Below are 13680 nucleotides of genomic sequence, written 5' to 3' on the forward strand. Positions count from 1 at the left end.
GACGACCGCATCCGGGTCACAACCGCGCGGGTCTCTCCTTCTCGGCGTCCGTGAAGTTGGAAGGGGAGGAAGAACATGAGAACCGGCATGGCAGCCCTGCTCGGCGTCGTGATGGCGCTGACGGCGACACCGCTGATCGCGGCGGCGCAGGAGGAACCGGAGCAGGAGATCATCGTCAAGTTCCGCGAGGGCGCGTCGCGGTCCGACGCGTTGGAGAAGTCGCGGACCAGGGCCGTCGCGGAGGCCACCGACGGCGCCGAGGTGCTCGCCTCCCGCGACGCCGCGGAGTCGATCCGGGTGCTGATGGCGCGCGGTGACGTCGAGTACGCGGAGCCGAACATCGTGCTCGAAGCCACGGCCGTGCCGAACGACCCGATGTGGCCGCAGCAGTGGCACTACTGGGAGGCGACCGGCGGCATCCAGCTGTCGCCCGCGTGGGACCTCGGGCCGTCCGGACTGGGCCAGCGGATCGCGGTGATCGACACCGGCCGCACCGCGCACCCGGACCTGAGCGCGAACTACGTCGGTGGCTACGACTTCATCAGCAACGCCGGGTTCGCCAAGGACGGCAACGAGCGTGACGCCAACCCGGCCGACCAGGGCGACTGGCGGTTGGCCGGGCAGTGCGGTCCTGGATCGGGCGCACGGCTGTCGAGCTGGCACGGGCTGCACGTCGCGGGCACAGTGGCGGCGTTGCGCAACAACATGACGGGCGTGACGGGCGTTGCACCGTTGGCCAAGGTCGTGCCCGTGCGTGTCCTCGGCACGTGTGGCGGCACTTTGACGGACATCGCGGCGGGCATCGTGTGGGCGGCTGGTGGCGCGGTGGAGGGCGCTCCGGCGAACCCGACCCGGCCAAGATCCTCAACCTGTCGCTCGGCGGTCCGTCGGCCGCGTGCCCCGCGCTGCTGCAGGGCGCCATCAACCCGGCCCGCAACACGTTCGGCGCCACCGTCGTCGTCGCGGCGGGCAACGACGCCGCGAACGCCGCGGGCACCACCCCGGCGAACTGCGCCGGTGTGATCACCACGGGTGCCACGGACCGGCAGGTCAACCGCGCCTCGTACTCGAACTTCGGCGCCACGGTCGAGATCTGCGCGCCGGGTGGCGAGACGTCCCCGCTGGTCGCGAACGGTGTGCTGTCGACGTTGAACAACGGCGCGACGGTGCCGGCCGTGTCGATCTACAAGCAGTACCAGGGCACCAGCATGGCGACCCCGCACGTCGCCGGTGTCGTGGCGCTGATGCAACACGCACGGATGCAGCACCTGAAGGCGTTGCTCACGCCCGCGCAGGTGTTGCTGCACTTGAAGGCAAAGGTGCTTCCGCCCGCGTTGATGTGCGGCAAGGGCCTGCTCGACGCCCGTGCGAGTGTCGCTGCTGCGATCGCGGCGCCCTGAGTGTGAGTGTGAACGAGGCCCCGGTGAATCCGGGGCCTTTGTTCATACGCGGGTCGGTTCCGCGACACGTCCAGAGACTAGAAACTCTTCTCATGTCGCTCTCTCGTCGCGGGTTCATGGCTGCCGTCGCTGCTGCTGGCGCGGGCACGTTGCTGCCACCGTCGGTGCACGCCGCATTGGCCCGTGAGCCCCGTGCGGGAGGGTTGCGCGCGATCAAGCACGTCGTGCTGTTGATGCAGGAGAACCGTTCGTTCGACCACTACTACGGAACACTTGGTGGCGTGCGCGGGTTCTCCGACCGCAACGCCCTGAAGGGTGTGTTCAACCAGTCGGGCGTGCTGCCGTTCCCGGTGCGTGAGGCAGCGTCCGGGCGTGACATCCAGTACATCGGCGACCTGGACCACAGCTGGAACGGTGGACACTCGGCGTTGCGCGGCGGGTGGAACGACAACTGGGTGCCGGCGAAGACCGCGGCGACGATGGCGTTCTACACGCGGCAGGACATCCCGTTCCACTACGAGCTGGCCGACACCTTCACGCTGTGCGACGCGTACCACTGTTCGGTGCCGTCATCTACTTCGCCGAACCGGAACTACTGGGTGTCCGGGTACACCGGTTTCGAGCCTTCTGGTGCTCGTGCGACCGGCAACGCGGCCTACAGCGAAGACACCCACACCGGGTACACGTGGAAGACGTATCCCGAACGCCTTGAGGCGGCAGGGAAGTCGTGGCGCGTGTATCAGGAGTGGGACAACTTCCAGGACAACAACCTGGAGTTCTACGTGCGGTTCAAGGAGATCGCGCGCAAGGTGCTGCCCGCGGGGTTCAAGTCCCTGGACAAGCTGTACGGGACCGGGGACCCCGCGCTGATCGGTTCGATCGACCTGTCCCGGTTGTCCGCCGCGGAGAAGTCCTTGTACGAGCGCGGATTGCACCGCGTGCGGCCCGGTGGGCTGGGCGAGGCGTTCCGGGCAGACGTCGAGGGCGGCCGCTTGCCTTCCGTCTCCTACCTGGTGCCGTCCTCCGTGGACTCCGAACACCCCGGCGCGTCGTCGCCCGCCGCCTCCGCCTCGATCACCTACCAGGTGCTGGACGCGTTGGCCTCCAACCAGGACGTGTGGGAGTCGACGGTGCTGTTCATCACGTACGACGAGAACGACGGCTTCTACGACCACGTACCGCCGCCGCGCCCGCCGTTGTCGGTGACGGATGAGTACGTGGGTGACCGGCCGTTGGGCCTCGGCGCGCGCGTGCCGATGACCGTCGTCTCGCCGTGGTCCGTTGGCGGTTACGTGTGTTCGCAGGTGTTCGACCACACGTCGATGACGCAGTTCCTGGAGCGGTGGACCGGCGTGCGCTCGGAGGAGATCTCCGCCTGGCGCCGCACCGTCACGGGCGACCTGACCTCGGCGTTCGACTTCGACCGGCGCCGCACGTGGCCCGAGGTGGGCGAGCCCGCCGCAGTGCCGCCGGCGTCCCCGCGCTGGCGCCCCGCACCCCCGTCAACACAGAAGATGCCCGAGCAGGAGGCCGGACGGCGACGTGCGCGCGCTCTGCCGTACCAGCCAGACGCGTCGTTGCGCGGTTCTACGTTGGAGATGTCGAACTCCGGTTCTGCCTCCGTGCACTTCGCGCTGTACCCGTACTCGGGCCAGTTCGCGGTGCCGCAGCACTTTGACGTCGCCTCTGCTTCTTCGGTGGAGCTTGCCGGTGACCACGACCTGGTGTTGCTGGGTCCCAACGGTTTCCGCCGCGAGTTCGCCGGTTCGTCTTCTGGCCGTGCGCGGGTGTCGTCGTCGGTGCGCGGATACAGCCGTGTGCTGACACTGACGTTCGAGAACACCGGGACCTCACGTCTGACGTTCGTGCTGGGGCGGCGGCGGTACGTCGTGAGACCAGGGCATCGGCACGTGATCCCGTGGCTGACTGTCATGAACTCGGGCTGGTACGACCTGACGGTGACGGTGGAGGAGGAGCCGCGGTTCCGCCGTCGCCTGTGCGGTCACATCGAGAACGGCCAGGAGTCGATCTCGGGCTGACGTGTCCCCGTGGAGGTCACGGGTGGTAACGCAGTGGCGGGCTTCACCGGTTTGGTGAGGCGCGACGCGTGACTGTCGGGGTCGTCTGATACACCAGGAGGCATGAGCGCGAAGACCGGAGCAAGACGAGGGGAACGAGTCCCCGCGGCGTCGCTGCCGGTCGCCCGAATCGTGGTGGACGTGCCGCTGGCCCACCTGGACCGCCCCTTCGACTACTCGGTTCCGTCCGAACTGGACACCGCGGCCGTCCCTGGCTGCCGCGTCCGCGTCCGCTTCGCGGGCCAACTGGTGGACGGCTACCTCCTGGAGCGCACCGAAACCTCCGAGTACGGCAAAAAACTGGCTTTCATCGAAAAGGTCGTCTCGCCCGAGCCGGTCCTGGCCCCGGAGATCGCCGCCCTGGCCCGCGCCATCGCCGACAGGTACGCGGGCGGCATGATCGACGTGCTGCGCCTGGCCATCCCGCCCCGGCACGCCCGAGCGGAAGCGGCAGCCTCCCCCGAACCGCCCCCGCTACCCCAGATCCCGGCCTGGGTGGGCCAGCGAACGCCCGCTGAACAGCCGGTCACCGCTGCGCAGCCGACCACCACCGAGGGCTCGGCGGACGCGCCCGCCGACCAGCCAACCGGCGCCGCACTGTCCGTGGACGCGGCCGCCGAACCGACCGGCGAGCCGCTTGCCGCCGCCGGGGGGTCGACGGCGGCGCCCGTCGAACAGCCGACCTCTGAACCAGCGTCCGAGCAGCCGACGGGTCCTTCGGGGGACACGCCGTCAGGTGATCCCGCAGCCGTTCCCACGTCGGCCGCTGAAGCCGCGCCTGACGTGACCACGCCACAGGCACTTACAGCCGCGCACTCGGCTTCCCCCGAGGATTCCGCCACGGCTCCCTCCGCGCGTTCTCAGCTACCGCCCGTCCCCGCCGACGCCTGGGCGCGCTACCCACGCGGCCCCAAGTACCTCGAAGCCCTCCGCGAAGGCCGCCCCGCGCACGCCGTCTGGCAGGCGCTGCCCTCCGAGGACTGGCCCGCCCGGCTGGCCGAGGCGGCGGCCGCGGTCGCGTCCAGTGGGCGGGGGGTCGTGATCGTCGTACCTGACCATCGCGACCTCGCCCGTGTCGCCGAGGCGTGTGGCCGGCTCATCGAAGGGGTGGTGACTCTCTCCGCCGATCTGGGGCCGTCCGAGCGCTACAAGCGTTGGCTGGCGGTGCGCCGGGGGATCGCGCAGGTGGTCGTGGGGACGCGGGCCACGGCGTTCGCCCCGGTCAAGGATCCTGGGTTGCTCGTGGTGTGGGACGACGGCGACGATCTGCACGTCGAGCAGCGGTCGCCGTACCCGAACGTGCGCGACGTGCTGGTGCAGCGGGCTCACATGTCCGGCGCGGCGTTGTTGATCGGCGGGTTCGCGCGCACGGCGGAGGCGCAGTTGCTCGTCGAGACGGGCTGGGCGCACGAGATCGTGGCGTCGCGCGAGACCCTGCGCGCCATCGCGCCGCGGGTGGTGTCGGTCGGCGACAACGACTGGCAGGACGTCAAGGACCCGGCCGCTCGCACGGCTCGGCTGCCGTCCATCGCCTTCGACGCGGCGCGCTTCGCCCTCAGCGACTCGCCCGTCCTCATCCAGGTGCCGCGGCGCGGGTACGTGCCCGCCCTGGCTTGCGGGCAGTGCCGTGGGCCGGCGAGGTGTCGCCGGTGCGCGGGGCCGCTGGCACTTCCCGGCGGCACTCAGGACGGGGTGCCGAAGCCCGCGTACTGCCGGTGGTGCGCGGCGACGGAGGCCGCGTTCCGATGTCCGACCTGTGGCAGCCGCAGGCTCCGCGGGCAGATCATCGGGGCTCGGCGCACGGCCGAAGAGCTGGGGCGGGCGTTCCCGGGGTATCCGGTGCGGACCAGCGGTGCGGACGAGGTGCTGACCACGGTGCCGGGCAAGCCCGCGCTGGTGGTGGCGACGCCCGGCGCCGAGCCCGTGGCCGAGGGCGGTTACGGCGCGGTGCTGTTGCTCGACGGGTGGGCGTTGCTGGGCAGGGCCGACCTCAGGGCGTCCGAGGAGGCGTTGCGACGCTGGATGACGGCCGCGGGGCTGGTGCGGCCGGGCAACGGGCGGGTGGTCGTCATCGCGGACTCGTCGCTCACGCCGGTGCAGGCCCTCGTGCGCTGGGATCCGGTGTGGCACGCCGCCACCGAACTCGCCGCGCGCACGGAACTCGGGTTCCCGCCGGCGGTGCGGATGGCGACCGTCGACGGCACCCCGGACGCGGTGAACGCGCTGCTCGACGAGCTGCGGTTGCCGTCGACCGGTGAGGTCCTCGGGCCGGTGCCGCTCGGCGACGACGAGACCAGGGAACGGGCGCTGGTGCGGGTCGCGCGGGGTGAGGGGCGGCAGCTGGCCGCAGTGCTCGCCGAGGCGCAGGCCGTGCGGACGGCGCGGAAGGAGCAGGAGCTGGTGCGGATCAAGCTCGACCCGCTCGAGGTGCTCTAGACGTAGTGGGAGCGCAGTTCCGCGATGTGCTCGCGAATCTGCTCGTCGGTGAGCTTCTCGTACTCGAGGTACTCGCTCATGTACGTCATCAGGTCGCCGCGCTCGGGGTGGTCCTCGCTCGCGATCACGTGCGCCGTGGTGCCCGAGATGCCCGCCGGGAACAGCAGGAAGCCGTCGAGGCCCGCCATCGTGTCGAACGAGGCGTTCTTGGCCTCCCACAACGTCCAGACGTCCTCCTCGCGGCCGCACTCGGCGAGCAGCAGCGCGGCGAGGACCATCGTCTCGCTCAGGCCCCAGCCCTCGCGGTGGGCGGCCGTCTCGGCGGCCAGCAGGTGGCGCAGCAGGTCCGCGTCACCCTCGCGGCGTTCGCGCAGGAGGACATGCAGCACCTCCTCGCGGTCAGCCTCGTCGAGCGGGGTGTTCGCGAAATCCGTTCGCAACCGGTCAAGATCGATCGACACACCCGCACCTTAGGCCTTCCTCAAGGAGTGTTGCCATCTGGTCGCGACGGAGTAGAAGTTTTCCGCATGTTGCGAACGGTTGCCGCCCTGACGCTCTCCGTCGTACTGGTCGCTCCCGCTCAGGCGGTTGCGGCGGAACCACCGCCTCGCGTGCCCGAGCAGGTCGGCTGGGGCGGCGCCGTCTCCAGCGTCGACCCCGACGCGTCCCAGATCGGCATCGACGTGCTCCGCCGCGGTGGCAACGCCGTCGACGCCGCGGTCGCCACCGCCGCCGCGCTCGGCGTCACCGACCCGTTCAGCGCCGGCATCGGTGGCGGAGGGTTCTTCGTCCACTACGACGCCCGCACCGGTCGTGTGTCCACTCTGGACGGGCGCGAGACCGCGCCGCGCACCGCGACCGACCAGCTGTTCGTGGAGAACGGCAAGCCGCTCCCGTTCGCCGAGGCGATGACCAGCGGCCTGTCCGTCGGCGTCCCCGGCACGCCCAGGACGTGGCAGCAGGCGCTGCGCAAGTGGGGCACGCTGAACCTGCGCGAGGCCATGGCGCCCGCGGAAGCGTTGGCACGGCGTGGTTTCGTCGTCGACCAGACGTTCAACACGCAGATCGCGAACAACGCCGCCCGCTTCGCGGACTTCACCTCGACCCGCGACCTCTACCTGCCCGGCGGCCAGCCGCCCGCGGTGGGCAGCACGTTCCGCAACCCGCAGCTCGCCGACACCTACCGCGAACTGGCCCGCACCGAGCTGGCCTCGCTGTACGGCGGCGCGGTCGGCCGCGACCTGGTGAAGGCCGTCGGGCAGCCGCCGGTCGTGCCGGGCTCGACCCGCAACGTCCGCCCCGGCGCCATGGAGATCTCCGACCTGGCCCGCTACCAGGTCGAACGCCGCGAGCCCACGCACACGCGCTACCGCGGCCTCGACGTCTACGGCATGGCGGCGCCGTCGTCCGGCGGCACGACCGTCGGCGAGGCCCTGAACATCCTCGAGTCGACCGACCTCTCGAAGGCCTCCGACGTCCAGTACCTGCACCGCTTCATCGAGTCGACGAAGCTCGCGTTCGCCGACCGGCTGCGCTGGGTGGGCGACCCGGCTTTCTCCAAGGTGCCGACCGAGGGCCTGCTCTCGCAGAAGTTCGCCGACAGCCGCGCGTGCCTGATCAAGCCCGACGCCGTGCTGCCCGCCCCGCAGCCCGCCGCCGACCCGAACAACCCCCAGGCGTGTGAAGCCACCGCCGGCATGTCGGCACTGCGTGAGGACGCCGAGCGCACCACCCACCTCACCGTCGCCGACCGCTGGGGCAACGTGGTCTCCTACACGCTCACCATCGAGGCGGAGGGCGGCAGCGGCATCGTCGTCCCTGGCCGGGGTTTCCTGCTCAACAACGAACTCACCGACTTCGAGTTCGTCGCCCCGACCGCCGGCGTCCCGCACCCGAACCTCCCGGGTCCCGGCAAGCGCCCGCGTTCGTCGATGGCCCCGACCATCGTCCTGGACCACGGCAAGGTGCTCCTCGCCGTCGGTTCACCCGGTGGCTCGACCATCATCACCACGGTCACCCAGATCCTGACCGGACGCCTGGACCGAAACATGTCCCTGCGTGACGCCGTGGCGGCCCCGCGCGCCTCCCAGCGCAACGCGGCCATCACCCCGGCGGAGAAGGAGTTCATCGCCGCGGGGACCACCCAGGGCCTGAAGACCATCGGCCACACGTTCAGCCAGAACGCCGAGATCGGCGCCGCCACGGGCGTCGAACGCACCAAGGACGGCCGCTGGCGCGCCGTGGCCGAACCGACGCGACGCGGCGGAGGCGCCGCCCGCGTCGTGTGGGTGGGCTGAGCTTTCCCGGCTAGTCGTTGGTGCGTCCGTCGATGCGTTCGCGGATGAGGTCGGCGTGCCCGTTGTGCTGCGCGTACTCCTCGATCAGGTGGATGTAGAGCCAGCGCACGGAAATCTCGCCCACTCGCTCGTGGACGAAGGTGTCGTCGAGGTCCCGCGTGGCGATCGCCATGCGGGACTCGGCCATTTCGGCGAGGAGAGCGGCGTACTCGGCCTCGGCACGGGCCGGGTCGAGATCGGAGAAGGAACCGCCCGAGGTGCCGGGTTTGCTGTAGCGGCCGCTGACGTCCTCGCCGGCCAGACGCCTGCGGAACCAGACGCGTTCCACATCGGTCAGGTGGCGGATCAGGCCCAGCAGGGTCAGGTTCGACGGAGGAGTCGAGGCGATCGCGAGCTGTTCGCCGGTGAGTCCCGCGCAGTTGGCCAGGAAGGTGGCTCGATGGCGGTCGAGCCACGCTTCCAGCATCGGGCGTTCCGCGCCGAGCAGTGGTTCGTCGGTCACTTCTACTTCGGGTGCTGTCCAGGTCATGGGTTCATAGTTAGCTGATGCCGCCCTCGTAGACGATCTCTCCCTCGGCGTTGCGCGCCACCAGGCGCATGTCGGCGGGAGAAAGCATCCGGTCGTTCCCGATGGGCAACGAGAACGTTGCGATGAAGTGGCCGTCGGCGACGTTCGTCGTCATCGGGAAAACGCCTGTGCCGGACACCTCGACGGTTTTCGCGGCGCTGGTGGTGCGTCCGGCCATGATGAACTCGGATCCGGACTGGTGGCCGCCGACGACCAGCGCGGAGTCCGGCTTGCCGGACGTCGTGCGGATCAGCGACAGGCTGTCCGAGCGGGTCTCGGTGAACGCACAGGTCGCCCACTCCCGGTGGCCGCGGTGGGCGAGCAGCATGCCGCGGTGCTGCTCGAGGCCGGACTCCAGCAACGGCTCCCAGCCTCGGAGCTCGTCGACGGTCTTGTTGTTGTTGAAGGCGTTGTCGATGCACCTGGCGAGGACGTTGACGGACGCCCACGGGTCGCTGTCGTCGCTCTCAAAGCTGTCCGTGACCCCGTTCGCCGACCACGACGTGAACCGCTGGACGGGGAAGACCTGCTCGTCGAAGACGATCTCATTGGTCCGCATCGCGGCCGAGACGTGGACGATGAAGAAATCGGGTGTGACGACGCCGCTGGAGGAGTGGAGGGGCTTGCCGGAGACGGTTTCGCGTGCCTTCACCGCCCGCGTACCCAATGGAGGCACACCAGCGATGACGTTGCTGGACCTGTAGGTGATCGTGCCGGCATCCAGGCGGGTCGGCTCAAAGCCCTGCGGTGCGACGCTGGCGCGCGAAGCGGTGAGCTCGCAGAAGCGGCCGTCCGTGCCGGCCAGGACCTTGCGCAGCCCGAAGACGACCATTTCGGCGGAGGACCAGTTCTGGTCGTTCAGAGCGGTGCGGCAGCGAGCGAGATCTCGGCTGGACGGAGCGACGACGCGGTCGCGGGCCGGGGCGAGGTCGTGGGTCGCCGACTGGGTGATGGTGATGCCGCCCGCGACGAGGAGCGTGACGCCCGCGGCTACGGCGAGCGGGGTGTGGTTGCGGCGGGTCCGCGTCTTGGTGAAGTCCGGACGCATGCGTTCCTTGACGTCCGGGGGCAGGGCCCGGCGGGGCGGCAGGTCGATGGTCATCACTCCACCTCCAGGGTGTCGTCGGCGAGCATCTTGCGCAGGCGGCTGCGGGCGCGGGAGATACGGGAGCGGACGCTCACCTCGGCCACGCCCAGGGCCGCGGCTGCTTCCGCCGCGGTCAGTTCGCCGAGCAGGACGAGTTCCACGGCCTCGCGTTCGGCGCGGGGGAGACGTTCGACGGCCTCCAGCACCTGGCTGAGACGGGCCTCGTGGTCGAGCGATGACACGACCTCGTCGGCGTGGTCGCGCTGAACGTCATCGTGGGGGACGCGGAGCAGCAGGCGGGTGAACCTGGCTTTGCGACGGAACTCCGAGCGCGCCAGGTTGCCCGCGACGGTGAACAGCCACGGCAGCGCGCTGTCCCGCACGAGGGTCATCCCGGCCCGGCGCCGCCAGGCTGTGAGGAACGTCGCCGACGTCAGGTCCTCCGCCGTCGACCACGACGCGGTCAGCCGGTAGGCGTGGTTCCACACCGCCTCGGCGTAGCGGTCGTAGAGCTCGCCGAACGCGTGCTCGTCGCCCTGTGCCCACAGTTCGGCGTCCGACGGGGCGTCGTCGGGCACGGCGGCCGCCCCCTCCCAGCTCGGTCGCATCAGCCTCATGACCTGGAGGTGTCCACCTTCCGGCCGAGTGTTGCACCCGATCTTCCTACCTCGGGCCGATGCAGCCTCGATACCGCGAGCCGATGTGGGCTGACCTGCGCGAACGGCACAGTTGATGGCATGACGACGCACACTGTTTCCAACGCTCCGGCGGTCCACTTCAACTTCCACGCGCTGTTCCGCCCCGTGCTGACGGCGCTGCGGTTCACCGGCCACTTCCTCGTGGCGCTGGTGGGCGTGATCTTCCTCGGCAGCGCGTCCGAGCACTGACCGCGCTCCTCGTAGACTGGCCACCAGTCCACCACGAGGAGTACTGCGTGACCGTCCAACCCATCCGCCTGTTCGGAGACCCGGTCCTGCGCACCGCCGCTGTCGAGGTCACCGACTTCGACAAGGAACTGCGCACCCTGGTCAAGGACCTGTGGGACTCGATGCAGGACGCGGGCGGGGCGGGACTCGCCGCGCCTCAGCTCGGCGTTGGACTGCGCGTGTTCACCTACCACTGCGACGGCTTCGCGGGACACCTCGTCAACCCCACGTGGGAGGTGGTCGGCGAGGAGATGCAGGACGGTCCCGAGGGCTGCCTGTCCATCCCCGGCATGTCGTGGGACTGCAAGCGCCACCTGCACGTCGTGGCCAAGGGCTGGAACATGCACGGTGAGCCCGTCGAGGTCGAAGGCACCGAGACGCTGGCCCGCTGCATCCAGCACGAGACGGACCACCTCGACGGAGTGCTGTTCCTCGACCGCCTCGACGCCGAGACGCGCAAGGTGGCCATGAGGGAGATCCGGCAGGCCGAGTGGTTCGACGGTACGGTCCCCACCTTGAAGCAGAGCCCGCACCCACTCTTCGGCAGGTCCAGCTGACCATGCGACTCGTGTTCGCCGGTACGCCCGAGGTCGCACTGCCCTCGCTGCGCGCCTTCATCGACTCTCCTCGCCACGACGTCGTCGCCGTGGTCACCCGCCCCGACGCCCCCTCCGGCCGAGGCCGTCGTCTCGAACGTTCCCCGGTTGCCGCCCTGGCCGACGAACACGGAATCGAGGTGCTGACGCCCGCGAAGGCCGGGGACCCCGAGTTCCTGGACCGCCTGCGCGCCCTCGAACCCGACCTCTGCCCGGTCGTCGCCTACGGCAACCTGCTGCCGCAGCGGACGCTCGACGTCCCGAAGTTCGGCTGGGTCAACCTCCACTTCTCCGTGCTGCCCGCATGGCGCGGCGCCGCGCCGGTGCAGGCCGCCGTGCGCAACGGCGACGACATCACGGGCGCCTCGACGTTCCGGATCGTGCGCGAGCTCGACGCGGGCCCGGTGTTCGGCGTGGTGACCGAGAAGGTGCGCGACCGCGACACCTCCGGCGACCTGCTGACCCGGCTGTCCGAGTCAGGCGCCCGGCTGCTGCTGTCCACTGTGGACGGAATCGAGGACGGCACCCTGCGCGCCGTCGACCAGCCCTCCGACGGCATCACCTACGCCGCCAAGATCTCAGTCGAGGACGCGCGCCTCGACTTCACCGCGCCCGCCGTGGCCGTCGACCGCCTGGCGCGCGCCGTGACGCCGGAACCCGGCGCGTGGGCCGAGTTCCGGGATGAGCGGCTCAAGCTCGGCCCCGTCACGCCCGTGGACGACGTGACGCTGCCGGCCGGGGAGATCCAGGTCGAACGCAAGCGCGTGCTCGTGGGCACGGCGACCACCGCCGTGGCCCTCGGTGAGGTCCAGGCGCAGGGCAAGAAGCGCATGGCCGCCACCGACTGGGCGCGTGGCGTGCGCATCGAGGCGGGGGAGCGGATCGCATGAGGTGCTCCGTGATTCGGGTGCGTGGAGTTGCCGCGCCGGCGCGCGAAGGCTGGGCTGTGCTGGTTGGTGCTGGTGGGGCACGGGGGCGCTTGCCGGCAGACATGAACTTGGCGCGTGTTGGCGCCGCCGCAGCAGGGGAGCGGATCGCATGAGGTGCTCCGTGACTCAGGCGCGTGGAGTTGCCGCGCTGGCGTGGGAACGCCGGGCCGTGCTGGTTGGTGCCGGTGGGGCGCGGGGGCGTTTGGCGGCAGACACGAATTTGGCGCGTGTTGGCCGCGCCGCAGCGGGAGAGTGCGTCGCATGAGGTGCTCCGTGATTCGGATGCGTGGAGTCGCCGCGCCAGTGCGAGAAGGCCGGGCCGAGCTGGTTGGTGCCGGTGGGGCGTCGGGCCGTGGTGGGGCGCGGGGGCGCTTGTTGGCAGACACGAACTTGGCGCGCGTTGGTCGCGCCGCAGCAGGAGAGTGCATCGCATGACCGGCTACTCGCGAGGAGCCTCCAAGCCGTCCCGTCCACAGAGGCCGCATCCGCCGCGGCGGCGCACCGGGCCGTCCCGGCCGCCGGTGGAGGATCCGGCGCGCCTGGCCGCGTTGGAGACGTTGCGGGCGGTGCGGCAGCGGGACGCGTACGCGAACCTCGTGTTGCCGCAGCTGCTGCGCGACCGTCGCATCACTGGCCGTGATGCGGCGCTCGCCACCGAGCTCACCTACGGTGCGGCGCGCGCGCAGGGGTTGCTCGACGCCGTCATCGAGGCGTGCTCGGACCGGCCCCTGTCCGAAGTGGACGGCTCGGCGCTCGACGCGTTGCGGCTCGGTGCGTATCAACTGCTGCGCACGCGCATTCCGTCGCACGCGGCGGTCGCCTCCACCGTCGACCTCGTCCGGGCCGAGCTCGGGTCCGGGATCGCGGGCTTCGTCAACGCCGTCCTGCGCCGGGTCGCGGAGCAGGACGAGGCGGCCTGGGTCGACGAGCTCGCGCCCGACCCGGACACCGACCCGGTCGGCAACCTCGCCTTCACCCATGCCCACCCGCGCTGGATCGCGCAGGCGTTCGCTGAGGCCCTCGGCAGCCGGGACGAGCCGCTCAAGCGCGCCCTGGAGGCCGACGACGCCAGGCCGGCCGTGCACCTGGTGGCACGTCCGGGCGAGGTGAGCGCCGACGAGCTCGCCGCCATCACCGGCGGCGACGTGGCGCCCTACTCGCCCTACGGCGTGCACCTGGAGGCGGGGGCGGGCGACCCGGGCGATCTCGAGCCCGTCCGGGAACGCCTCGCCCACGTCCAGGACGAGGGCAGCCAGCTCTGCGCACTCGCCCTGACCCGCGCGCCGATCGAGGGCGGTGACAACGGAGGTACGGACGACCGCTGGCTGGACCTCTGCGCTGGCCCCGGTGGCAAGGCCGCCCT

At 70.7% G+C, this 13680-nt stretch carries 12 protein-coding genes and 1 pseudogene; 9 read left to right on the plus strand and 4 right to left on the minus strand.

From position 1 onward, the window contains the following. Positions 1-111 precede the first annotated feature (111 nt). The 4 genes and pseudogenes from B0F77_RS50830 to B0F77_RS06315 all read left to right on the plus strand — a co-directional run. Positions 112-801: pseudogene (locus B0F77_RS50830) on the plus strand (S8 family serine peptidase); the annotation flags it as partial. Positions 802-806: 5 nt separating this feature from the next. Continuing rightward, positions 807-1400: a S8 family serine peptidase gene (locus B0F77_RS50500; protein ID WP_158102616.1), complete on the plus strand. Its 594-nt coding sequence runs from the start codon at positions 807-809 to the stop codon at positions 1398-1400. A gap of 92 nt (positions 1401-1492) precedes the next feature. After that, positions 1493-3439, plus strand: coding sequence for a phosphocholine-specific phospholipase C (locus B0F77_RS06310; RefSeq protein ID WP_086661808.1), 1947 nt, complete (start codon positions 1493-1495; stop codon positions 3437-3439). Positions 3440-3541: 102 nt separating this feature from the next. After that, positions 3542-5914: a primosomal protein N' family DNA-binding protein gene (locus B0F77_RS06315; protein WP_086661809.1), complete on the plus strand. Its 2373-nt coding sequence runs from the start codon at positions 3542-3544 to the stop codon at positions 5912-5914. On the opposite strand, the gene B0F77_RS06320 is transcribed toward B0F77_RS06315, so the two are convergent. Further along, positions 5911-6375 carry a hypothetical protein gene (locus tag B0F77_RS06320; protein ID WP_086661810.1) on the minus strand — a complete coding sequence of 155 codons (465 nt, stop codon included), beginning with the start codon at positions 6373-6375 and terminating at the stop codon, positions 5911-5913. The two genes, B0F77_RS06315 and B0F77_RS06320, sit on opposite strands and share 4 nt — an antisense overlap. 66 nt (positions 6376-6441) lie before the next feature. On the opposite strand from B0F77_RS06320, the gene ggt reads away from it, so the two are divergent. After that, positions 6442-8211, plus strand: coding sequence for a gamma-glutamyltransferase (gene ggt / locus B0F77_RS06325; RefSeq protein WP_086661811.1), 1770 nt, complete (start codon positions 6442-6444; stop codon positions 8209-8211). Positions 8212-8221: 10 nt separating this feature from the next. On the opposite strand, the gene B0F77_RS06330 is transcribed toward ggt, so the two are convergent. From B0F77_RS06330 to B0F77_RS06340, 3 genes are read right to left on the minus strand one after another with little or no spacing between them, the layout of a single operon-like run. Further along, positions 8222-8740 carry a DinB family protein gene (locus tag B0F77_RS06330; RefSeq protein WP_086661812.1) on the minus strand — a complete coding sequence of 173 codons (519 nt, stop codon included), beginning with the start codon at positions 8738-8740 and terminating at the stop codon, positions 8222-8224. Between the two features lie 10 nt (positions 8741-8750). Further along, positions 8751-9881 (minus strand): hypothetical protein, encoded by a 1131-nt coding sequence (locus B0F77_RS06335; RefSeq protein ID WP_086661813.1) that lies wholly within the window; start codon positions 9879-9881, stop codon positions 8751-8753. Continuing rightward, the gene (locus B0F77_RS06340) at positions 9881-10474 is read right to left on the minus strand and encodes a sigma-70 family RNA polymerase sigma factor (protein WP_086661843.1); all 594 of its coding nucleotides are present in this window, start codon (positions 10472-10474) and stop codon (positions 9881-9883) included. The genes B0F77_RS06335 and B0F77_RS06340 overlap by 1 nt, the downstream gene beginning before the upstream one ends. A 129-nt stretch (positions 10475-10603) precedes the next feature. Between B0F77_RS06340 and B0F77_RS47740 the strand changes: the two genes are divergently transcribed. From B0F77_RS47740 to B0F77_RS06355, 4 genes are all read left to right on the plus strand, one after another. Then, positions 10604-10753, plus strand: coding sequence for a hypothetical protein (locus B0F77_RS47740; protein ID WP_158102617.1), 150 nt, complete (start codon positions 10604-10606; stop codon positions 10751-10753). A 47-nt stretch (positions 10754-10800) separates the two neighbouring features. Next, positions 10801-11349, plus strand: a complete 549-nt coding sequence (def, locus tag B0F77_RS06345) for a peptide deformylase (RefSeq protein WP_086661814.1) — start codon at positions 10801-10803, stop codon at positions 11347-11349. 2 nt (positions 11350-11351) lie between these two features. Beyond that, a complete protein-coding gene (gene fmt / locus B0F77_RS06350) occupies positions 11352-12278 on the plus strand; it encodes a methionyl-tRNA formyltransferase (RefSeq protein ID WP_086661815.1) in 927 nt (308 codons plus the stop codon). Between the two features lie 470 nt (positions 12279-12748). Further along, positions 12749-13680, plus strand: a 932-nt coding sequence (locus B0F77_RS06355) for a transcription antitermination factor NusB (RefSeq protein WP_281252472.1), incomplete at its 3' end; no start/stop codon positions are given.

It is taken from the genome of Lentzea kentuckyensis (assembly GCF_002150765.1).
GTDB classification, from domain to species: domain Bacteria; phylum Actinomycetota; class Actinomycetes; order Mycobacteriales; family Pseudonocardiaceae; genus Lentzea; species Lentzea kentuckyensis.

Bases quoted from the DNA above. Each gene is read 5' to 3' on its own strand.
- B0F77_RS06310 (WP_086661808.1), top strand. From the start codon at position 1,493: ATGTCGCTCTCTCGTCGCGGGTTCATGGCTGCCGTCGCTGCTGCTGGC.
- B0F77_RS06315 (WP_086661809.1), top strand. From the start codon at position 3,542: ATGAGCGCGAAGACCGGAGCAAGACGAGGGGAACGAGTCCCCGCGGCG.
- ggt (WP_086661811.1), top strand. From the start codon at position 6,442: ATGTTGCGAACGGTTGCCGCCCTGACGCTCTCCGTCGTACTGGTCGCT.
- B0F77_RS06330 (WP_086661812.1), bottom strand. From the start codon at position 8,740: ATGACCTGGACAGCACCCGAAGTAGAAGTGACCGACGAACCACTGCTC.
- B0F77_RS06335 (WP_086661813.1), bottom strand. From the start codon at position 9,881: ATGACCATCGACCTGCCGCCCCGCCGGGCCCTGCCCCCGGACGTCAAG.
- B0F77_RS06340 (WP_086661843.1), bottom strand. From the start codon at position 10,474: ATGCGACCGAGCTGGGAGGGGGCGGCCGCCGTGCCCGACGACGCCCCG.
- B0F77_RS47740 (WP_158102617.1), top strand. From the start codon at position 10,604: ATGACGACGCACACTGTTTCCAACGCTCCGGCGGTCCACTTCAACTTC.
- fmt (WP_086661815.1), top strand. From the start codon at position 11,352: ATGCGACTCGTGTTCGCCGGTACGCCCGAGGTCGCACTGCCCTCGCTG.